The organism is Magnetovibrio blakemorei (genome assembly GCF_001746755.1).
GTDB classification, from domain to species: Bacteria; Pseudomonadota; Alphaproteobacteria; order Rhodospirillales; family Magnetovibrionaceae; genus Magnetovibrio; species Magnetovibrio blakemorei.
Window position 1 is genome coordinate 1 of record NZ_MCGG01000033.1, and the last position, 21,679, is coordinate 21,679.

A 21,679-nucleotide genomic window follows, 5' to 3' on the forward strand; every position below is an offset into this window, starting at 1 on the left:
CCAACACTGTAAATGTAAGTGGCTGACTATCCAGTAAACGCCAAATCTGGGCTAATCCACACACTCTGTAATACTGCAAAGCAAAGAACAGCACATAGTGCTGGAATAACGATCCAACGCTTTAAAGTGTTATTGCATTTCGACAGCATGTTTACGGGGGGAACCATCAAAAAAGGGATGAACATGATAATGTATTCCCATTTTATGGTATCGAATTTCGTTGGCATGTAATACGTCCTCCCCGCTATGACCAGAACCGCAATTCCCAAGAAAAAAAGAGTGGATAATAGAGCTCTTTCACGCAGAATATTACTGCACTGGGGCGTGCGAACGATTGAGCTATACAGAATTATAAGTGACAAAAAATAAATGCAGAAGAAAACGATGGACACCGTAATTCCAGTGCGTGCCCGAAACATATCCCATTGTGCAGATTGGCCATGACTTTGGAGAATCCCGTACTGCCAATAATCAGCAAACATATCAATAAGTAAAATATTGATCATGGATCCAGCTTGATTATTCCGTAGAGGTTTTTCCCAAGCATTGACGATACTAACGGATGTAAATACTGAAATACTGGGTGTATGCAGATAATCTTCTTGCTCGTTCGCAGGATGCTCGAAAATTGATACACCTGATGCAAGTTTATCAATGGTCAAAAGAGACAAAATCATTGCCACCAAAATAAGGGTCGGATGCAGCAACTGTCGAACTCTAAAATATAGGGAACCTCGAGAACAAAGAAAAAGAAAAAACCATAACGCGCCTGCCAGGAGCAAACCGCTGACTTTCTGGACTGCAATCAAGCTTAATATACCCAAAGTAAGGTATTGGGCAGGATAGCGCAGAGTTGGTACACCACTTTGTATGGCCCGCCACCAAGTGATCAGAAGGACACAGGCGAAAGGTGTCAACGTAAGAATAAAGTTCTCAGGTCGAAGCATAGAAAATGAGCGCTGTACCGGGGGTAACAAAATACAAAACGCCACAAAGAAAAATTGCTCTGACACGCTAAAACGCAGCACCCGAGCAAACATAAAATTGCCTATAATATACACCACTTGAAAAACAAAACCGCTCCACGCAACACTCAGCGTCACAAAGGTGAGCTCGCTAATTAGATGCATGCGGTAGAGAGCCGCAAATGGGGCAGAAACGAATGCCACAAGTATGTAATAGTACGGGCCATTATATGAGGGGAATGCCTCAAAATTCACAACCCCGGTGAGCACTGAAAAATGCTTGGATGGATCGTGTTGACGGCTAATATCAAACCACGATGCAGCATAAAAATGAACTAATGCCGAGATTGTGGCGAGGAGCACAACCAATAACCAGAAACGCTTACTTACACTTCTGTCATCATAAGCCCCAGTGAGATTGGAGAAGGTGTGAAAAGTCATTTTTATTCTTTACCCGCAAATGGTGAGGATATCGCCGCAATAATATTCCGGCTTCCGCCCTTTGGAACCAAAGCTGACAATTCTTCAAATGACCAGGGTAACTGCACACCCGTTTTTTCATCAAATAATAAATACCCGTAGGGTTTCAAAAGATCTAATAACTCGGATGGTGATTCTCCTCTTTCTCTCAAAGTATAAGGAGCAAATTCCATAACGATCGTGGGCATGTATTTTTGGAGCGTATTTTGGCTTCCTTTGATGACCGTACATTCATGACCATCCACATCCATTTTAATGAGGTCAAGACGCGGTACGTTGTTTTTTTGAAAGAAATAATCCAAAGTTGAAACATCAGCGCCCGCTGTCGACATTTCACGTCCTCCATGAATAGAGTGTAGTCCGGCTTCCATTTTAAGAGGCCAACTGCTAAAAATGGCTTCTTCTAGATGAGCTCTCATATGATCGGCCAGCATGTATTGATGGACAGAAATTCGCTCTTTTAGAAGTGGATTCAAAAAGACATTCTTTTCTAATTTAGAATATGCGTACCGGGTTGGCTCAAATGCAATAACCTTGCCTTGCTCGCCGACCAAAGACGCTAATGGTAGAGTATGCGCGCCAACATTTGCCCCGATATCAATGACGTAATAACCACTTTGAACAAGTATCGCCAATGCTTTGGATGTCGAAGGTTCAAAACACCCCAGCAGAAATATAGAAAAATCTATCCCTTCGCGGAGGTCTAATTCCCAGTTCACCCCCCCCCGTGAACATTTAACCAAAGGCCCCCGTCTTAACATTTTCATAAACCATATAACAGGCTGCTGTAAGGCTATGGCTAATTGTATTTTTCTTCGCGTCGACAGATGCATTGAACTTTCCATCTGACAAGCTGTCGGTTCTAAAAAAGCCTGTCTTCTTTTTGATTAAACTATTTTTCTTACTTCTTGCAACTGTCTGAAATAACTAAGGGGCGCATACGCTCCATATAAGGCTTTAATTCTTGAACTACTCTTTCCAAGTCTTTGAGGTTCTTCTCTTTAACTTGAGGTGACATGCTTTCTAAGCGTGTGCCAATCTTAGTGATCAGATGAAATGGGCCAAGGGCACCATCAAAAAAACCGTTTCTTACGTGATCGGAAAGGGTGTCGATTGCGATAACTATGACGATAGATGCGGCAATGGCGACAATACTGGTCTTAACCGCAAAGAACGCAAGAGGAGCCTTAAAGGCGTGACGATTTTCTTTGTGGGAGAGCTGTGAGGCCGCGAGTTGGCGTCCCGCTTGTTGATAGGATTCCGAAAGCTTTACCTCAGCTTCTTCAAGGCATTTGACCAGTGCAGTTGGGTCATCATCACTAGCGAGTAGGTTCAGTTCTGGTATCTCGCCGAAATACCGACCTTCTTTTTTCCAGATCGTGATTTGGTACATCTTCATAACCCCGCAGAGATATATCGTATTTTATTGTTAAGCACATTTACATGGTAATACTGGATTATCATAAATAATATTCCGTATCCGCAAATAATATGTCAATCGTATTTATTTTTTTCGAATACAGCAAGAAGCCTAAATCCAATTAATTGCCCTACAAACGGCTCCAACAGCCTCTCCAATTTCAATAAAGGCCGAACCAAAACACTCGGCACCAGCGACCAACTGCGGTACCCCCCAGAAAGGGGATAAGCCCATAAACTAAAGTGTTCATTCTTAATGATACTTAACTGCTCAATTTCTTGTTCTAATCTATGCCGGTAGCGGCCCATAAGAAGTGTCGGGATTGCTTGGTTAGAATCGAACAATGGATTTCTATTCGGATTATCAACATATCTAATGAAAGGATCAACGTTCAGTTCCAAAGGCTCATAGTGAAGCCATTTATAAAAAAATGCACTGAAGGGAGTAATCGCTGGTTCTGCCATGACAATTCGCCCACCCTTTCTTAAGGTCCTAGCGGCTTCATTCAGAAAATCGATGGGATATTGCAGGTGATGCCAGACGTCCACCATAACGATAATATCCAGACTTTCGTCAGGAAAAGGCAATAAATGACAATCCCCAACAACATCTGTCCAAGGGCTGGAAACAATATCCAATGTTACGGCATTGGGCAGAAATATTTTTCCAATTCCAGTCCCTCCGCCCACCTCAAGGATTTGTTTTCCCTGAGCACATTGTGAGATGATGCGGGCGTAAATATCGCTATAAACAACTCTCAAGACAGGCTTTTTTATCCATATTGCATGACGTTTTTCTAGTTCGTTTGTGAGGCCATGGACCATGTGTTAAAAAGCCTTAAGTCTTCTAAATGCAAATACAATCATCTTAAGCAGAAGCCATCCGTGGGTGAAACGTGAAATTTGCGTTTCGCCATAAGTACGGCTGGCGTAGCGCACAGGGACTTCAACCACTTTCAGATTAAGCTTAGATGCTCCAAAAATGAGGTCGAAATCACCGAACGGATCAAAATCGCCAAAATAAGCTCTATTTGAGACGATTTTTTCATAGTGATTTTTGCTGATTACCTTTGTACCACACAAGGTGTCAGTAAAGTGCTGATTGAGAAGCCATGTGAAAATTCGCGGGAAAATGTGATTGGCTATGTTGTTAAGGAATCGCATAGCTTCATCTTCCCTTGGATATATGAGACGCGTTCCGTTGATAAACTCCCCTTTGCCCGACGCTATAGTCTCGAAGAACAGTGGGATTTGTTCGGGTGGAGTGGTCAAGTCTGCATCTAAAATTATCAGAACTTCTCCTGTAGCATGTGCAAATCCCTTGCGGACGGCATCACCCTTGCCAATTCCATCTTGCACCATGACTTTAATATCTTTTTCAGGATAGGCTTTTTGAACCCGATACATTTCTTCCAACGTACCATCCGAGCTATTCCCTTCGACAAAAATATATTCTGTACTTTTGCAAAATTCCGGCAAACGTAAGAGCGCATTTTCTATATTGCCTTTTTCATTGCGCGCAGGAATGACAATAGAACAGCTAGTATAATTTGGTGAGGGCTGCTTTAGAGAGCGGGCAATCACATAATTGCGAAGACATAGCGTACGAATAATGGGCATTGTGGCGACATACCGATTTAGAAATCTGCCAATACCGGAAAGTTTTAATGGCATGATCTGTCGCCATTCACTTCGAATAATTTCGAAATCTGCCAAATTCAGCAGAGTTCTGATGTCCCCTAAGGTCAACCAATTTTTCTCTACAGTTGGCATCCGCAAGCCAAATTTTTCAGCTAGTCGTAGTACTGGACGCCATAGGGGAGAATGGTATGCAACAACAATCCGCGTATCCTGTGTGCAATGAGCATGCAAGCTAAGGAAAGTGTGAACAACATCTTCCAAATCGCCAATGGTATCATCCAAAATGATCGCGTCGAACGGTCCTTGAATTTGCTTCAGTACATCTAGATTTTCAATATCACCAACAAAAAACGTAAGATTTGGATGTCTATTCTTGGCGCTATCGATCATGCTTTGGCTGTAGTCAATACCCATGCCATATGCAGGATCGAGAGAGGCAAGTAAATCTCCGTTGCCACAGCCCAACTCGAGAACTCTTTGTTTTTCAGAAACCAAAAAGCGAAAGTATTGATGGTCTTCATGATAAAAAAAAGCGTTCTTTTTTATCCACAGATCGCGATTTGAGACATTTTTCTCAGATAACTCATGTACTGCTTGTTTTCGCGGGCTGATAACATGAGGATGGTGAAGAGAAGTTTTCATGATGATAATTCTTTATATTTTTACCGCTTATAATTTGAGTAATTAATGATATCTATATTATATATCAAATTATTAACGGCTAAAGTGGCGCCAAACTATTTTTATGGTATACCCAAAATCAGTCATATTTGAACCATTTGGATCAGGTGAAAATATAATTTGACACTTACCATACCACCCTGAGAATGCATTGGGGAGCACATCAATGTCAAATCTGCAGCAGATAAAGGAGCTGTCACGCAATACGTCTAGGGATCGCGATATCGTTGAGACAACAGCATCACCCCCGGTTATTGCTCAACAACGTCAGCCCCTGACGCACATGCTCAATCAGCCGCGCCGGATTTTTGAGGTTGTTCCACACGGTTCTCACGAGGAATTTGGGCCGCAGGTAAAAGCGCCGGTTAAAGCGCTTGCGCATCGCCATGATCGTTTTGGGGTCCAGGGTGTCGCTGGAAATGACGCCCGATTCACCGCTTTGGTCCATATTCGCCAAGTCTGCCGACACCAGCCCCTGGGCCACCATCTGACGGCGCAACTTGGTCCCGGCACGGGGGATGGCGGTATGGACAGAGAGATAATCCGGGTCCAAGTCGCAAACAAAATCCATGGTCGCCTCAATGTCGGCAATGCTTTCCCCGGGCAATCCGACAATGACCGTCGCCGCGGTTTCCATGCCGGCCCGACGGCACACGGTGAACGCCGTTTTCATGTCGGTCGTGGAAAAATCCTTTTGAATGGCTTCAAGCGATTCCGCCTTGGCCGTTTCCACACCCATAATCACGGTGTGACAGCCCTTGGCCGCCATGGCGTTTGCCAGCTCCGCATCAACGCAGTCGGGACGGGTGAAACAGGTCCAACCGAACCCGTCAGCCCCTTCGGGCAAAAGATCGAGAAATTCCAAGCCCCGAGCACGGTTGACGGCGAACGTCTGGTCCCACAAGGCAAATTCACGCACGCCCAAAGCCTGCAGGTGAGCCAATTCGGCGGCAATTTCATCCAACGGTCGGGTGTGATAGTGCAGGCTGGCCATCACGCAAAACGAACAGCGATAGGGGCAACCGTAATCGGTGAGCAGGCTGGCGAAGGGGCGGCGATAGGCGAAGGGAAAGCGATACGGAAAGGGCTTGAACAATTCATGGGGCGGCAAGCCGACGCTCATCGCCTTTCCGGAACTGACCTGCCCCTCAATCACGCCCTCTTTCGTTTTATAGATCAGGTCTTCCAGATCCGCCGTCTCGCCCTGGGCGTAGCGCACGGACGATGGCGAGCAGAAATCCAGCGTCACTGCGTCCAAAAGGCCTGTTTCAACCCATTTTTTGCCATGCTCGCGCAACACATCGCCGCTGCCGATCAGCACAGTCTTGGGGGCGCGAAGGCGAAGTTCCCTCAGAAACGCCGCGTCTTCGTCCACGCTGACCGCACCGACGAGGATAAAAATGACGTCAGTTGATGAGCGCTCGACTATTGCCAGGGTCTCTTCAACGCCCAATTCCTGGACGATGGCATCGACGGCCTGAGTGGTCCAGTCATGGGCATTAAACACCGCGCCCATATGCAGCAAATCAATCGGCGGGAAGGTATAGCCCGTACGCGAGAGTTTGCTACAATAGTAATCCCGGATGTAGATGTTCTGCCCCGGTGGGTTCAGGAGCAGTACCGAGCGTGTCGCATTCATCAGATCAGCCTCATAAGCGAAAAGGCGTGAGCCTTGCCTCGCTTCAGCACATTGAGAAGATTTTTGGCAGTATAGTTTGTGCCCTGTTGCACTTACCAGCCAAATTCATCCCGCGCCCCAAAGACCCAACCCCCGATCAGGTGCAAAAGCTTCTGGTGATTAAGTTTTTTGGCATCGGCAGCCTGGTTCTCGCCACCCCTTTTTTGCGCGCTGCCCGCGCGCGGTTCCCCAACGCAGAAATTCATTTGCTGACATTATCGAGCAACCGCGAAATTACAGCGATGATGAAAGAACTGGATCAAGTCCATTTCCTGAATCTTGGCGGTAACATCTTTTCTGCGATTGCCGCCTTTAGCGCCTGTTTGATCAAGACTTTTCAGGGCGGCTATGACGTCCTCATTGATATGGAGTTTTACACCCGCGCCTCGGCTGTTGTATCGCTGGCATCGTGGGCACCGATGCGCATCGGCTTTCATTCTCGGGGGGTCTATCGCGGAGACATCCCTTCGCACCGTGTGCCGTTTAATGCCTACTGGCATGTAACCAAAAATTTCTTCAGCTTGTTGGAGCCCTTTGGCCAAACAGAAACGACCGACGCCTTGGTTCCATCCATTTCTGTACATCCCGAGCTGTTAAAAGATGCCCGCGCCGTTTTAGAACACCTTAGGGGAAACAAGCCTCGATTTATTGTCATCAATGCAAACGCGGGCGAATTGGCCTATGAGCGCCGTTGGTTGCCGGACCGTTTTGCCCAATTGGCCGCACGGCTCAGTTCGAAATACGATGTCAGTTGCATCTTCATCGGCGCGCCTGGGGAAAAAGACTATGTGCAAGGCATCGTCGATGACGCCATAGCCCAAGGGGCAAAAGCGCTCAATACGGCAGGCCAATTGAACTTGGAATCCATGGCGCAAATTTGCCGGGAAAGCCTGCTGGTGATCAGCAATGATTCCGGTCCGCTGCACGTTGCGGCGGCTGTGGGCGCGCCCATTGTCGGTTTTTTCGGACCGGAAACGCCTGTCCTTTATGGTCCCGTTGGAGATGGGCATTTGGTCTTTCACCAAAGTTTAAGCTGTTCCCCATGCATCAACATTGAACAAAGCAAGCACCTGAAATGCTGGCATCCTTCGCCCATCTGTCAGGAAAGAACCCGTGTCGAAGACGCCTTTACGGCCATTTGCACCGCTTACGACGGCGTACTTTCCGCACCTTGATCGGCAAAAATGGCGCGCAGCCCCATCACCGCACCGATGGTCAAAAGTAAGATGACCAGAGGATCAAACGCCACCGTGTAGCGCACGAACGATGCGTTTCCGATGCTGATGAGGCCATAGCCCGCCTGAAGCACCAACGCGCTATACGCCAAAGCCCGATACATCCGATCTGCGGCGGCCTTGCGTTTGAAGATGGCCAACAAACCGCCCATGGACAGAAAAAACGCCAGATACGCCAAGGCCAACTGGAACACGCCAATGACAAGGCGCGGCCATTCGATGGGGCGAATGCCGGCACCCCCGACCTTCTTGATCTCTTCCGCCCGTGCAGGGTCTTGGTACGCGCCTGGGTCCATGACCTGGGAAAGCAATTGGGGGTCTTGTTCCACAACGCCCTGGGCAATATCCAGACTGCGCGGATAATAAATCGCCATCGGAACCCGAACCGGCAATGTGATGTGCCAGTTGGCAATGTAATTGCTGGTGACAATTTTGAAAAAGCCCCAGGGATCATTTTGGATCGCCGACAGCCCTAAAGACCCAGAGATGGCGTTGAGGCGTGGATCATATTCCAAGGCCACAACTTGGGGCTCCGGTAAATTGAGTTTGGCGCGTATGGCGGGGAGGATTTGCTTAAAAATCGCCCCCACCGCCGTTAAGGAGGCCACATGCGCCATTTCAAAAGGATAATCGCGCTCTTCAAAGGGCGGAAAGTCCACGTAATAGCCTTTGAAACGGCCTTCCAAGTCTTGGGCCAGATCCGGATAGGCGCTGGGCATATCACCCCGGATCAGCGGTGCCGCCGCACCCGCTAAGGAAATGCCTCCAAATTTATGCAAACCAAAAAAACCAAATGTGTGCTGATGCGCCATGCCTTGCGCCAATACGACCAACAAAACGGGGCCAAGCGTTCCCGTTAAAACCATGCGCCAACGGTCTTTGAAAAAGAACAGCAACAAGGGAACGCCCGCCAAAAATGAAATGCCGTTGGGCCGCACAACGATCATGAGCGCCAACGTCAAACCAACCATACTTATATTGAACCAAGTCAGTCGCTGAATGACGCTCAAAACGGCCGCCAAGTGCAGACATAGGAAAACGACGAAAAAGGCCTCCGTCATCACGGTGGGAGCAAGGATCAACAAGCCAGAGCTCAGCATCGGCGCGAGCGCAACGATGCCCCCCGCAGCCTGACTGCGCAACACCCCGCGCGCCGTCCACCCCAGCACCGCAAACGACGCCAACATGGCATTGAGCTGCACCGGCACAATCCATTTCAGATCGCCACTGACGGCCACCACCGCCTTGATGATCAGCATGTAACCGCCGGAACGCACCGCACTGGGCTTGAGGTAGCCCAAAGTATCGGGCTCAATGAAAGCCATAACGGGCAAATCCACCAGCATCGCCACATTGACCAGCAACGCAACCAACCCCACCCCGGCCCAAAATAACGCCGGGCGCTGAGGCGCATTTTGGCAACGCAACGAGCGGGCGACATGCCGCCACCACCCGGCACCGCACACCGCATGAAGCCCCTTTGGCGCCCCCTGCCAGTTCACCAACAGGGTCAAAAATCCGCCAAAAAGAATAAGGGCTAAGGATGCGGCGATTTGCAAGGCCACCAGCCGCGACACGGGCGTGGACAAAAAGGGCTTTTGCAGCTCAACCCCAATGGGACCGGACAACAACGCCACCGCCGCCACTCCGGCGGCCGCGAGCGTTGCCACAAAACATAAGGCGAGAAGGATCATAAACCTCCTGGGCATTTGGACCGCCAAGTCGTTTATGGTCTTCGAAATTTTTTCCGCGCGGGCACTCATGACAGTCCTTCATCCTCTCATTTCCAGTAATAGGGATAGCGATGAAGGTGTCAACATGCGATAAAAAATCGGTTAGGATTTCCCGCAGATTGTATTTTGCCCCCCTTACGGCCCCCCTATATGGCCCCAGTGAAGCGAGCATAGCGTTTTGAACCTGTCATCTTGTCCCCAGTGCCAGCACAAGAACTTGCGATTTTGGTTCGCTTTTCAAAGCACGCCGGTCGTGCGCTGTGGCCGATGTGGTCTGGTCATGCTCAACCCCCAGCCCGACGATGAAACCTTAGCGGCCATTTACGGCGAAACGTATTTCATCGGCTCCGATGAAGATTCTCTCCTCGAACAGGGCAACGCCCTCAAACGCGGCACCGCACAATTGCAACTGGCGGAAATCAGCGCCTACATTGGCGCGCGCGTTGCCGCAGACACCCACCCTCACATGTTGGAAGTTGGCTGCGGCCTGGGAAACTTTCTGCTTGAGGCCCACGCTGCCGGTTTCGACGTCCAAGGCATTGATGTTTCCACCGATGCCGTCGCCACGGCCAATGCGGCCCTTGGCGAAGACCGCGCACGTGCCGGGATGCTTGAAGAGGCAGATTTTAAGGCCGGGCAGTTCGACATCATCGTGCTGGCCGATGTGATCGAACATGTGCGCAATCCAAAGTCGTTTATGCAGTACGTGCGCACCTTGTTAAAACCAAGTGGAGTCGTTTTCATCGCGGTGCCGAGCCTCGACAGCCTATCCGCACGCCTCATGGGACGCTACTGGGTCGAGTTCAAACGCGAACACCTGTTCTATTTTAACCGTCAAACCATATGTCAACTTCTCAAAGACTGCGGTTTTCAAGATATCACCTTAAGCCCTGGACAGAAGGTCCTCAGCCTCGGCTACATCATCGGCCATTTCAAACAGTTTCCGGTGCCCCTTTTCACCCCGGCCCTAAAGGTTCTCGAACGACTTCTTCCCCGCGCCCCGTTGTCCCGACCGATGCAGATCGTCGCCTCAGGTCTCAATGCCCTCGCGCGGGTGCCTCCCCACCCGGGGAAATGAGTGCGTATATTTTGTTCAAACCTCATTGTGCTGGCTTTATAACACTGACCCGCGCCGCTCAAGGTCGTCATTTCAGCCGACAGAACGCCTCTATCCCCTTGCAAATGAAGGCATTGCGGGCGTTGTTCAGCCGTCTTTGCCGTGATAAGGTGCCTCACGCCTTTATCATTCATTGACCCCTATTTGTGATCCCAAACTGATGACCTATATCCCCACGCACACCTTGATGGCTCGCCTGTGGCGTGAAGCCATTCGTGGCTACCTTGGCAAGCTTTTGTTGGCGGTCTTGTTCATGGCCTTGATGGCAGGGGCGACGGCGCTCAGCGCGTGGTTGATGAAGCCGGTGGTCAACGAAATTTTCATCGCCCGCGATCGCCAAATGTTGTGGCTGATCGGCGCCGCTGTATTGGCCACATTTGCCATCAAGGGCGTGTCCAACTATACCCAATCGACGCTGATGGCGCACGTCGGACTGAAGATCGTCGCCGACATGCAAAACCGTTTGTACCAGCACATGACCAGCTTGGAGCTTGGCTACTTTCACGACAATTCAACCGGATCTTTGTTGTCGCGCTACACCATTGATGTGGGCTCCATGCGCGTAGCCGTCACCCATGGCATCACCGTTTTTGGCAAGGATGTATTGTCACTGGTGGGACTGGTTGGGGTGATGTTCATCCAGGATTGGGAGCTGGCCTTCATCGCCTTTTTCGTCTTCCCCATCTCCATTATTCCCATCGCCAAGCTTGGCCGGCGCATGCGCAAAGTGACCATCAACACCCAGGTCGAAATGGGCTTGTTCACCACCACCTTGGAACAGACCTTTCAAGGCATCCGCGTGGTCAAAGCCTACGGCATGGAAGATTACGAGCGCAATCGCATCGCGACTTTGGTCAACAAAATCTACACCCTGGCCTTCAAGCAATTGCGCACCCGCGCGCTGTCCAGCCCGATCATGGAAACTCTGGGCGGTGTCGCCGTCACCACGGTGATCATCTATGGCGGCTACCGGGTGATTGAAAACGCCACCGATCCGGGCGGGTTCTTTTCCTTCATCACCGCCTTGCTGTTGGCTTATGAACCGCTGAAGCGCTTGGCCAACGTGAACGCGACCCTTCAAGAAGGCATGGCGGGCGCACAGCGCACTTTTGAAGCCTTGGACTACCCCAATCGCATCACCGAGCGTGAAAATGCAACGGAGTTGAAGGTCACCCGCGGCGAAATCAAATTTGACCATGTTTCCTTCACCTATCCCAAGGCCGAAGGCGTGCATGGCGATCTTGAAGTCGCGCTGGATAACGTTTCCATCACCGTACCTGCGGGTAAAATGGTGGCACTGGTGGGATCATCGGGTGCGGGCAAATCGACGGTGATGAATCTGGCACCGCGCTTTTACGACATCACGGCCGGGTCGTTACTCATCGACGGCCAGGACGTGCGCGACGTGACGTTCAAGTCGCTACGCGGTGCCATCGCTCTGGTCAGCCAAGACGTGATGCTGTTCGACGACACGGTGCGCAACAACATCGCCTATGGTCGCGAGGCCGCCAGCTTTGACGAAATCAAGGATGCGGCGCGCAACGCCGCTGCCCATGATTTCATCGAAGCGCTGCCCGATGGATATGACACCATGGTCGGCGAACACGGCGTGCGTTTGTCAGGCGGTCAGCGGCAACGCTTGGCCATCGCCCGCGCCATGTTGAAGAATGCACCTATTTTGTTGCTCGACGAAGCGACCTCGGCGCTGGACACGGAATCTGAACGCTACGTCCAAGCGGCGCTCAGCACATTGATGAAAGACCGCACCACCTTGGTAATCGCCCACCGCCTGTCCACCGTGGTGGACGCGGACCTGATTTATGTTTTGGACCGGGGACGCGTTGCGGAACAAGGCACCCACAGTGAGCTTCTGGACAAAGGCGGCATCTACGCGAACTTGTACCAATTGCAGTTCACGACAACAGATCAAGACCAGTAGGGTCTTATCTCCGTCATCCCTCCGCACAGCTTCGTCAGTGACTGGTGCCCGCTTCATAGGTGATTTTGTTGTAAACGTTATATTTGCCCACGGGTTTTTTCATCGGCAAGCGTTTAACCTCTTTCAGCGTTTTAGCATCATAAACAACCAAGGCACCATCCATATCCCACACGCTGATCAAGGCGTGTTTGCCGTATCGGTCGAATTCCACATGAGCCGCCGTGGTGCCCGGTTGCGGACGGATGGTTTTGACGATTTCCAGGGTTCGTTTGTCGATCACGTGCAAAGCGTCTTTGTCGGGACCGGAAAACACGTCGACCCAGGCATAGGGCGTGTTGTCATGGCTGCGCATGAAAAATCCCGGACCTAAGGTTTCGATTTTTTTGATGGTCTTCCAGGTTTGCATATCGATGACACTCACCACCCCGCCTTTGAGGTGTGGCGTTGCCAGAACCGCGTGGCCCTTGTAGTCAAAGGTAATGCCCGAACCCAGATGGGGCATACCCGCCAGATCGATATCGGCAATTTTGCGGCCCGCGTCCAAATTCACCACTTGGCCAGATTTCCCGTCTCGAGCCGCGCCGACCACATGTTCGTAGGTTTGATCAAAAAAGAAATCGTCGAGATAATCTTTAAGCACGACTTTGCGCACCGGGAATGGTCCGAAGTCGAACTCGCCTTCCTCATGGCCCGGTGTCCAACTGTGCACGACCCCACGCGCGACCGGGCGAGGATTATCCGAATAATCAATTTCCCAAATTTCAGGAATGTCCTTCAAGGCCGCGATAAAACTGTTGCGCGGCGGAGCGGTGTAAACCGCGCTTACCCGTGAAGACTTTCCATCCTTGGACACCACGTCGATTGTCTTGATCGGGCTTAAGTCCGAAGCATTCAACAACACCAACGTATGGGGTAAGTAATTCGCCGCCATCACATAGCGCCCGTCGCCCGAGACCGCAATGTTGCGCATGTTGATGCCGGCACGAATTTCCGCAACGATGTTAAAACTGTGCAAATCGTATTTGCTGACCCAGCCATCGCGAGAGCCCAGATACATGAACCGCCCGTCGGGGGAATACTTGGCTCCGCCATGCAAGGCGAACCTTGATGGGAACCGCCACAGCGGCAAAAACGCATCGCCATCCAAGATGGTGACGTGATGATCGCCCGCTTCAACGACGGCAAACAAATTCAGTGGATCGGAACTGTGCAGCGGCTTGTCCGGCAAGTCAGATAGCGGCATGAGAATTTCGTGACTGGCTTCAATGTCCGCCATTGTCCAGGTGGGAGTCTCTGCGGGGGGCTGATAGATATAGTCCGCCAAGGCGGCAATTTGATCCGTGTTCAGCACTTCGGCGAAACCCGCCATTTGCGTGGCCGCCCGGCCCGTACGGATCACTTCCAACGCTTCCTTTTTGCGCAATCGGCCTAAATTTTCCGGCAACAGCGCAGGGCCCATACCACCCAACCGCGTCACCCCGTGACACTCAGAGCAATGCTGCTTGTACAAGCTTGCGGTGTCGTCGGCCAAAGCCGCTCCCGCAGCGATGATACTCAAGGCACAAACAGCCCACATCGTCTTGATCATAGCGCTGGCTCCACAGTTTTGATTTTAGAGTATGAGGTCAAGGCAACCCGGTCGACCGTGCCCGGATCAATGCCCAGTTCCGCGTCGTCCAGATAGCAGCCGGGATCTTCCGCCCACGGATCGCCGGTAATTTGTTCGGCTCGCACGCGGGTGTTGCCGCCGCAAATATCAAAGTGTGCGCAAACCGCGCAGCGCCCTTTGACAGAGCGCGGAAATGCTTTCAGCCCCGCCATCAAAGGATCGGATGTGTCGCTCCAAATATCGCCGAACGGGCGCACTCGGACATTGCCCAAGGTGTGATGCCACCACATGGTGTCGGGATGCACATCGCCGATGTTGTCGATGTTGGCGACGTTGACGCCCGATGCATTGCCGCCCCACTGCACCAACTTGTCATGCATGTGTTGGGCGTGTTCGGGGAAATTCTGTTCAATCCATTTCAACATAAACACGCCGTCGGCATCGTTGTTGCCGGAGACGAATTCTTTGGTTTGTCCGGCTTGGATATACCCCCAGCAGCGTTCAAACAATTTTGTCATGGCCGTGCGGGTCATGGCGAAAAAGGCATCATCGCGGCGGTTGTGATTGCCCCGTCCGGCGTAGTTGAGATGGGAAAAGTAAAACCGCTCGACTCCTTCCGCGTCCAACAGATCCATGACCCCATCCAGCTCATCAACGTTGTCTTGGGTCATGGTGAAGCGCAAACCGACTTTGAGGCCACGTTCGACGCACAAGCGGATCGCCTTCATGGAAGCATCGAAGGCCCCATCCAGGCGGCGAAAACGATCATGGGTTTCGCGCAGGCCATCGATGGAAATTCCAATGTAGTCATAACCAATATCTTCAATCTCTTGAATGTCATCGGGGCCGATCAAGGTGCCGTTGGTCGACAGCGCCGTGTAAAACCCCATTGCTTTCGCCCGTGCGCCGATCTGGTGAATGTCGTCGCGCAACAAGGGCTCTCCACCCGACAAGATGACGGCAGGCACCCGAAAGGCTTTAAGCTCATCCAAAACGTGGAACGTCTCATCCGTCGTCAATTCACCGGGGAAATGTTTGTCCACCGCCAATGCATAACAATGTTTGCAGGTCAGATTGCAGCGTCGGGTCAGGTTCCAAATCACCACCGGACCGGGCGGATTGCGATGCAGGCCGACCGGAGTCGGTGAATCGATTTCGTGCAAAAACTTTGTAATGCGAAACATGATGCCCTCTTTCAGCCCACCAACCGTAAACCGGTTTTTTTCAAGATGCGCGTGGAATACAGAATTTCGCCACTCCGGCAATGTTCCCCCAGCAGCGTGCGAATGATTTCGGCTTTGCTTGCGACTTCACTTCGGTCCCGGCCATGCGCCATCGCGAACAGGTTATAGGGCCAATGGGGCCTGTGACGTGGCCGCAAATAGGCGTGGCTGACAAAATCCAAGTTGCCAATAACGACACCTAAGTCCTGTGCCGCCTCATCGTCCACATCCCACACGGTCATGCCGTTGCCGAGAAACCCCAACGCATAGTGATTGGGCACCGCGCCAATGCGGCGAATGATGCCGTCATCAAGCATGCGCGCCATACGCGCCATGACCTCTTGTTGCGTCAACCCAACCTCTTGACCCACCGTTTCATACGGGGCGTGGGTCAACGGCAGTCCCGCCTGGGTGGCGCGAATGATGGCGCGGTCGAATTCATCGATGGCATTTGAAGCGCTCATAATTCCAACCTCAAGCCAACGTAGAATTCATGCGACTTGGGCATGTTGTAAACCGTGTGCCCGGTGGCGGTTTCGATTTCATTTATGACTTCGGCGATGCGCTCAGGTGTTTCAGTGGCGAGCACAAACCACATGTTGAGTTCATGATCACGCGCATAGTTGTGCGCGACTTCTTCAAAGCCGTTGACGATAGCGTTGACCCGTTCAAACGCCTCATCGGGGAGTTTCATGGCGGCCAGGGTCAATCCTCCGCCCAAACGTTCGGCGTGGTACATGGGGCCGAAACGGCTGAGCGCGCCATCGTCCAACAACCGACGCAAGCGATCGATTAAGTCTTGTTCTTCTAGCCCTAAGTCTTTGGCAACATCCGCGTAAGGGTGTGCGGAAATGGGAAATCCACCTTGCAACGCGTTGATGATGGCCCGATCCAAGGAATCGAGCTCAAGCGGTTTTGCACGGTTCATTGTCAACCTTTCCCTTGCAGCCATAACGCGCGCCGCATTGTTTGAACTGACGACGACTAAACAGCACGTCGCGCTCAACATGTGTCAGCTCTAGCGTTTCCGCGATGGTTTGCACTTGCTCGAGAACCTTATCCTTGGCCGCGCCGTGAACCATGGCAAACAGGTTATACGGCCACGACGGAGCGTGGCGCGGACGCTGGTAGCACAAGGTCACATATTCAAACTGGCCCATCTGCTCACCCACTTCGCGAACCCGCTCGTCGGGTACATTCCAAACCGACATGCCATTGGCGGTATAGCCCAACCGACGATGCTGTACGACCACGCCAAAACGCCGTATCACACCGCCATCAATCAAGTTCCGCAGCCGTTCAATCACTTCCGTCTCCGCCATGCCGATGCGACTGCCCAAAACCTGATAGGGCCGGGCAGCCAACGGCAAGCCGTCGCAAATCAGTTCAATCAAGGTCCGGTCTTCGATGCTGATTTCGATCATGCCCATTCCAACTTAAAACCAAGATCCAAATGATAGTCTTCAATGATGGGCAGGTTCAAAACTTCAAGGTCGGTTTCCGCCTCAATCCGGCTCAGCACTTCGCCCACTTCCAAGACATCATCCGCAGCGACCACAAACCACAAATTGATATCGTGTTCGCGTTCGTAATTGTGATTGACTTGGCTGAACGACGTCACAAATTCTGCGACCTCTGCCAAACGGTCTTCGGGCACGCGCATTGCCGCCAAGGTGCTGGCACCGACTTGGTTGGGGGCAATGACCGCGCCGATGCGGCTGATGTATTTTTGCTCCGCCAAGTTGGCATAAGCCTCAATCACTTCGTCTTCGGACATGGACAGACACGCACCGATTTCGGCATAAGGACGCGCCACCAACGGAAAGTCACGCTGGAAATCGTTGAGCAAGGCTTTATCTATATCGTCCATTGAATGGTTTCCCTTGGCCTTATCTACGAGACCGCCGACAAACGTTTAAAGACCGATGCGCCCAGAGCGCCAGGTGAAAAAGATACCACTGGGCTTTAGGCCAGGAAGTTCTGCCAATTGTTCAAACGTTGCCGTGTCGAACACCTTGATCAGATCCAAATCACGCACGCTCATCCACACATCTTCACCACGCGGGGTGAATTCCATATGCAAAACGCCTTTTCCCGGCGTCAAAGTTTTGATGATCTTTTGCGTTTGTGTGTCGATCACTTGAATGGTGTCGTTCAATGGATAGGCAAAGTTGACCCACACCTGGCGACCGTCGGGCTGCGCCATGACAAACACCGGCTGACCGTGGCTGGGAATGCGTGCCACTTCTTTCCAGGTTGTGGTGTCGACGACCAAAACTTCGTGGTGACCAATGGCCGGGACAAACGCCATGCCGTTGGCCATGGCCCAGCCTTCCAAATGCGGCATTTTATAAACGGGCAGTTTTTCTTCGCCGCGTCCATAACCGTCAAGAATGCGTACCGGGCCTTTATCAATATTCCACAAATCCAACATCACCATGCCGTCTTCGCCAAACAGCCCCGCAATGTAATAGCGGCCATCCGGCGAAATGAGGCCGTCGTAGGGTTGCGTGCCGACATTTTCAAACTTGGTGATTTTGGGCGTATGCGGATCGCTCATATCGGCGACCCAAATCGCGCCCTCGTCATACAATGAAAAGACAAAACGGTTTCCTGGCGCATCGACCAAACCCACCGTTTTGGAGCCCGTGGGAATATCCGCCACCAACTTCAAGGTTTTCGCATCAAACACCTTGACCCCGCCCGGCTCATAATTCGACACCGCGACCAAGCGACCGTCTTGAGAAATGGCGCCGCCAATGGCATTGCCCGCCTGGATAACCCGGGCGTCAATCTTCGCCGTCAGCAAATCGACCTTGGTCAGCCCGCCATCGCGGCCAAAGACATATCCATAGCGCGCATCGCGGCTGTAAACGATGGAGGCATGGCTGAGATCACCCAGGCCTTCGACCCGCGCCAACTGTGTACGGGTGGTGTTTTCCACCACCAAAAGGGACCCAGTGGCGCGTTCCACCACCAAGCCCATATCGCCCGTGCCGCGCAATTCATCCGCCGCTGCATGATGAGAGGCGCTGAATGCAACAAGCGCACCCATGACCAAACCAGCCGTTAAGCTCATTTTCATGCCTAACGACCATCTTGTTGAAGTTGCCCACACCTTCATTGACCAAGATCTCCCGATTTCAAAATTTGCGCTAACCACAACGCTTCATGTGGCTGGATCAGCGGACGCCACGGCGGCATCGGCGTTCCCGGCACACCGTCTAAAATAATTGAAGCCAAATCCGTCGCATCGCGATCAGTAAGCTTGCCCGCCAACAACGGCGATCCTAGCCCGCCCTTCAGGGTCAAGCCATGGCAAGACCCGCAGTCTTGTTCCAAGACGTACCGCAGCTCGTTTTTGCGTTCCGGTGAAATGTCTTTCGCCACAGCCGCCGCAGCGACCGAACCCGTCACCAAGGCCAAGACGGCATAAAAAGCCCCCAGCTTAAGCACGGGCTTTGGCGTCCAGACTTTCAAGTCCCAGTGTTTCATAAGACAATCCCTGCCAATTCAGCTCATGCGCCAACGAGACCACGCGACCGATAAGACACAACACAGGCGGTGTAAAATCCAGGTCACCCAGGGCATAGGGAAGATTTTCCAAGGTCGAAAGACATTGGCGTTGCTGTGCCGTGGTGCCATTGGCAATCGCCGCAGCGGGGGTGTCTGGCGACAAACCCGCCGCAATCAAACGACGGCTGAGTTCCGGCAGCTTGGCCAGGCCCATATAAATCACCAATGTGGTTGATGGGTCCGCCAACGAACGCCAGTCCAAATCCAGATCATCGTCGCCTTTGCCATGACCGGTCACGAAGCGCAAACCCGTGGCAATGCCGCGGTGGGTGAGCGGAATCCCGGTTGCGGCGCTGATGCCCGCCGCTGCGGTTATGCCGGGAATGATTTCAAAACACACATTGTGACGCGCCAAATGCATGGCTTCTTCGCTGCCGCGTCCAAAAATATAGGGATCACCGCCCTTTAGGCGCACCACTGTGCGGTTGGTGCGCGCCAATTTGGCCAGCAATTCATTGATTTGATCTTGGGGGAGAATATGATTGCCGGACGCCTTGCCGACAAATATACGCGTACACCCCGGTGGCACGATATCGACGATTTCAGAAGACACCAAGCGGTCATAGACCACGGCGTCAGCTTGTTCCAAAACCCGATACGCCTTGCGCGTCAACAGCTCAGGATCACCTGGCCCAGCGCCCACCAAATAGACACAGCTCTTCGTTTTGCCCACGGTCTTGTGCTCCGTCCTGACAACGTATCTAACGTTTCCCAACCCTTCGCACCCAAGAAGTGCGCCTCATAAAAATATGACACATGTTCACAAAAGGGTTATTGACGCCCGTCAATCACCTCTGCACAAAATGAAGCCTCATGATTTATAGCCCTATATATAAAGTCGTGTGAACGCTCTTTTATCCGCTCCGCCCCCCAAAACCCTTCATATCCCTTTTTTTAATGTGCATTTGACACTCGTCAAGGCCCCTCCTCCGTATTGCCCCCGATAATACCCTCAGCGCAAGGAATTATCCGAGCGTTGCGTTTCGTGAATGTAAACAATCAAAGATCACGATTCGGAGGGAAACTCATTTTGGGGCGTTGGTATTGTGGGCCGTTCCAAATTGGACAGGGGTAGATCAATGAAGTTGGCATTGTCCCTTTCAGCCATTAGTTTGGCGGCAGGAGCATTCCTGTTGGGTTCGGGGGGGAGCCATGGCCGCAGGGCCGACACTCTCCGAAAAGGAATTCGAAGAAGCAAAAGTCCTTTACTTCCAGCGCTGTGCTGGTTGTCACGGCGCGTTGCGCAAAGGTGCGACGGGTAAAAATCTTGAGCCCAAAAGCACACAGAAGCTGGGCCAAGAACGTCTGGAGAAAATTATCACTCTGGGCACCGAAGGCGGCATGAACAACTTTGACGATACCTTCAGCAAAGAAGAGATCACAAAGTTGGCAACGTACATCCAAATGGATGTTCCTCCGCCTGCGGAAATGTCTTTGGCAGAAATGAAAAAGCGCTGGAAAGTGTATATCGAGCCCAAAGACTATCCGACAAAACCCATGCACGGACGCAATTGGCAAAACTTCTTTGTCGTTATTTTGCGTGATGCTGGCAAAATGGGCATCATTGACGGCGACACCAAAGAAATCGTGACCAAGGTTAACACCGGCTACGCGGTTCACGTCGCTAAAGAATCATCTGACGGACGCTTCTGGTACACCCAGGGCCGTGACGGCAAGATGACCAAAATCGATTTGTGGATGGATCCGCCTCAGGTGGTCGCCGAAACACAAGTCGCATCTGATGCCCGTGACGTTGCTGTTTCCCACTATGGTAAGTGGAAAGACAAATACGTCATCGGTGGCGGTTACTGGCCGCCGCATTTCGTCATTCTTGACGCTGTCACCATGGAGCCTCTGAAAGTGGTTTCAACCCGTGGCGTCAACGTAGATGGCGAATACGTCAACGAAGCGCGCGTTGCTGCGGTGTACAACACACCGAATGCACCGACGTGGATCGTCGCCGTCAAGGAACTGGGGCAGCTGTGGCAGGTCGATTATTCCGATCTCGACAACCTGCGCATCGAACAGATCAACTCTCACAAGTTCCTGCACGATGGCTTCTTTGACCCGACACAGCGGTATTTCCAAATCGCTGCGAATGCGTCTAACCGCATGGAAATCATGGATTCCGAAACACGGAAATTTGTGGCTTCTATCGAAACCGGCACCAAGCCGCACCCGGGACCGGGCGCAAACTGGGTCGATCCGAAATGCGGTCCTGTGGGCGGCACCGTCCACTTGGGCGAAGGCAAGATCACCGTTTGGGGCAACGATCCCAAAGGTCATCCGGACAATGCATGGAAGATTTGCTACAAGACCGAAACCGAAGGTTCTGGCTTGTTCATTCGCACGCATCCGAACTCGCCTTACGTCTTTGCCGATC

20 protein-coding genes are annotated in these 21,679 nt (G+C 51.8%); 4 read left to right on the forward strand and 16 right to left on the reverse strand.

Features of this window, described 5'->3' with window-relative positions:
• Nucleotides 1-26: 26 nt before the first annotated feature.
• From BEN30_RS10725 to BEN30_RS10750, 6 genes are all read right to left on the reverse strand, one after another.
• Nucleotides 27-1,406 (reverse strand): hypothetical protein, encoded by a 1,380-nt coding sequence (locus BEN30_RS10725; protein ID WP_069958350.1) that lies wholly within the window; start codon nt 1,404-1,406, stop codon nt 27-29.
• Nucleotides 1,407-1,408: 2 nt separating this feature from the next.
• Nucleotides 1,409-2,278, reverse strand: a complete 870-nt coding sequence (locus tag BEN30_RS10730) for an FkbM family methyltransferase (RefSeq protein ID WP_069958351.1) — start codon at nt 2,276-2,278, stop codon at nt 1,409-1,411.
• A gap of 68 nt (nt 2,279-2,346) precedes the next feature.
• Complete coding sequence (locus BEN30_RS10735) at nt 2,347-2,838, reverse strand: hypothetical protein (RefSeq protein ID WP_139134980.1); 492 nt, start codon at nt 2,836-2,838, stop codon at nt 2,347-2,349.
• Between the two features lie 101 nt (nt 2,839-2,939).
• On the reverse strand, nt 2,940-3,689 hold the full coding sequence (locus BEN30_RS10740) for a class I SAM-dependent methyltransferase (RefSeq protein ID WP_069958353.1): 750 nt from the start codon (nt 3,687-3,689) through the stop codon (nt 2,940-2,942).
• 3 nt (nt 3,690-3,692) lie between these two features.
• The gene (locus tag BEN30_RS10745; protein WP_069958354.1) at nt 3,693-5,147 is read right to left on the reverse strand and encodes a glycosyltransferase; all 1,455 of its coding nucleotides are present in this window, start codon (nt 5,145-5,147) and stop codon (nt 3,693-3,695) included.
• 280 nt (nt 5,148-5,427) lie between these two features.
• Nucleotides 5,428-6,825, reverse strand: a complete 1,398-nt coding sequence (locus BEN30_RS10750) for a B12-binding domain-containing radical SAM protein (RefSeq protein ID WP_084005404.1) — start codon at nt 6,823-6,825, stop codon at nt 5,428-5,430.
• Between the two features lie 26 nt (nt 6,826-6,851).
• Here BEN30_RS10750 and BEN30_RS10755 point away from each other — a divergent pair, with 26 nt between their 5' ends.
• Nucleotides 6,852-8,039, forward strand: coding sequence for a glycosyltransferase family 9 protein (locus tag BEN30_RS10755; RefSeq protein ID WP_170827030.1), 1,188 nt, complete (start codon nt 6,852-6,854; stop codon nt 8,037-8,039).
• On the opposite strand, the gene BEN30_RS10760 is transcribed toward BEN30_RS10755, so the two are convergent.
• Nucleotides 8,012-9,793 carry a hypothetical protein gene (locus BEN30_RS10760; RefSeq protein WP_139134982.1) on the reverse strand — a complete coding sequence of 594 codons (1,782 nt, stop codon included), beginning with the start codon at nt 9,791-9,793 and terminating at the stop codon, nt 8,012-8,014. The genes BEN30_RS10755 and BEN30_RS10760 overlap by 28 nt on opposite strands.
• 319 nt (nt 9,794-10,112) lie before the next feature.
• Between BEN30_RS10760 and BEN30_RS10765 the strand changes: the two genes are divergently transcribed.
• Together BEN30_RS10765 and msbA are read left to right on the forward strand one after the other, a co-directional pair.
• Nucleotides 10,113-10,910: a class I SAM-dependent methyltransferase gene (locus BEN30_RS10765; protein WP_139134983.1), complete on the forward strand. Its 798-nt coding sequence runs from the start codon at nt 10,113-10,115 to the stop codon at nt 10,908-10,910.
• 199 nt (nt 10,911-11,109) lie between these two features.
• On the forward strand, nt 11,110-12,888 hold the full coding sequence (gene msbA, locus BEN30_RS10770) for a lipid A export permease/ATP-binding protein MsbA (RefSeq protein WP_069958359.1): 1,779 nt from the start codon (nt 11,110-11,112) through the stop codon (nt 12,886-12,888).
• A gap of 34 nt (nt 12,889-12,922) precedes the next feature.
• Here the strand turns inward: msbA and BEN30_RS10775 are convergent, their stop codons facing one another.
• The 9 genes from BEN30_RS10775 to cobA are packed head-to-tail and all read right to left on the reverse strand — an operon-like array spanning nt 12,923 to nt 19,969.
• Nucleotides 12,923-14,476 (reverse strand): cytochrome D1 domain-containing protein, encoded by a 1,554-nt coding sequence (locus tag BEN30_RS10775; RefSeq protein WP_069958360.1) that lies wholly within the window; start codon nt 14,474-14,476, stop codon nt 12,923-12,925.
• The gene (gene nirJ, locus BEN30_RS10780) at nt 14,473-15,681 is read right to left on the reverse strand and encodes a heme d1 biosynthesis radical SAM protein NirJ (RefSeq protein WP_069958361.1); all 1,209 of its coding nucleotides are present in this window, start codon (nt 15,679-15,681) and stop codon (nt 14,473-14,475) included. Before nirJ ends, BEN30_RS10775 begins: the two co-directional genes overlap by 4 nt.
• Before the next feature lie 11 nt (nt 15,682-15,692).
• Entirely contained in the window at nt 15,693-16,184 is a 492-nt protein-coding gene (gene ahbB / locus BEN30_RS10785; RefSeq protein ID WP_069958362.1) for a siroheme decarboxylase subunit beta, read from the reverse strand.
• A complete protein-coding gene (locus BEN30_RS10790; protein WP_069958363.1) occupies nt 16,181-16,648 on the reverse strand; it encodes an Lrp/AsnC family transcriptional regulator in 468 nt (155 codons plus the stop codon). The genes ahbB (BEN30_RS10785) and BEN30_RS10790 overlap by 4 nt, the downstream gene beginning before the upstream one ends.
• A complete protein-coding gene (gene ahbB, locus BEN30_RS10795) occupies nt 16,626-17,144 on the reverse strand; it encodes a siroheme decarboxylase subunit beta (RefSeq protein WP_245649041.1) in 519 nt (172 codons plus the stop codon). The genes BEN30_RS10790 and ahbB (BEN30_RS10795) overlap by 23 nt, the downstream gene beginning before the upstream one ends.
• Nucleotides 17,141-17,590 (reverse strand): AsnC family transcriptional regulator, encoded by a 450-nt coding sequence (locus BEN30_RS10800; RefSeq protein WP_069958364.1) that lies wholly within the window; start codon nt 17,588-17,590, stop codon nt 17,141-17,143. The genes ahbB (BEN30_RS10795) and BEN30_RS10800 overlap by 4 nt, the downstream gene beginning before the upstream one ends.
• A 45-nt stretch (nt 17,591-17,635) precedes the next feature.
• Complete coding sequence (locus BEN30_RS10805; protein ID WP_069958365.1) at nt 17,636-18,805, reverse strand: cytochrome D1 domain-containing protein; 1,170 nt, start codon at nt 18,803-18,805, stop codon at nt 17,636-17,638.
• Nucleotides 18,806-18,840: 35 nt separating this feature from the next.
• On the reverse strand, nt 18,841-19,215 hold the full coding sequence (locus BEN30_RS10810) for a c-type cytochrome (RefSeq protein WP_084005406.1): 375 nt from the start codon (nt 19,213-19,215) through the stop codon (nt 18,841-18,843).
• Nucleotides 19,169-19,969: a uroporphyrinogen-III C-methyltransferase gene (gene cobA, locus BEN30_RS10815; protein WP_069958366.1), complete on the reverse strand. Its 801-nt coding sequence runs from the start codon at nt 19,967-19,969 to the stop codon at nt 19,169-19,171. The genes BEN30_RS10810 and cobA overlap by 47 nt, the downstream gene beginning before the upstream one ends.
• A 479-nt stretch (nt 19,970-20,448) precedes the next feature.
• Here cobA and BEN30_RS10820 point away from each other — a divergent pair.
• Nucleotides 20,449-21,679: cytochrome D1 domain-containing protein (locus BEN30_RS10820; RefSeq protein ID WP_069958367.1), on the forward strand; the 1,231-nt coding region annotated here is incomplete at its 3' end.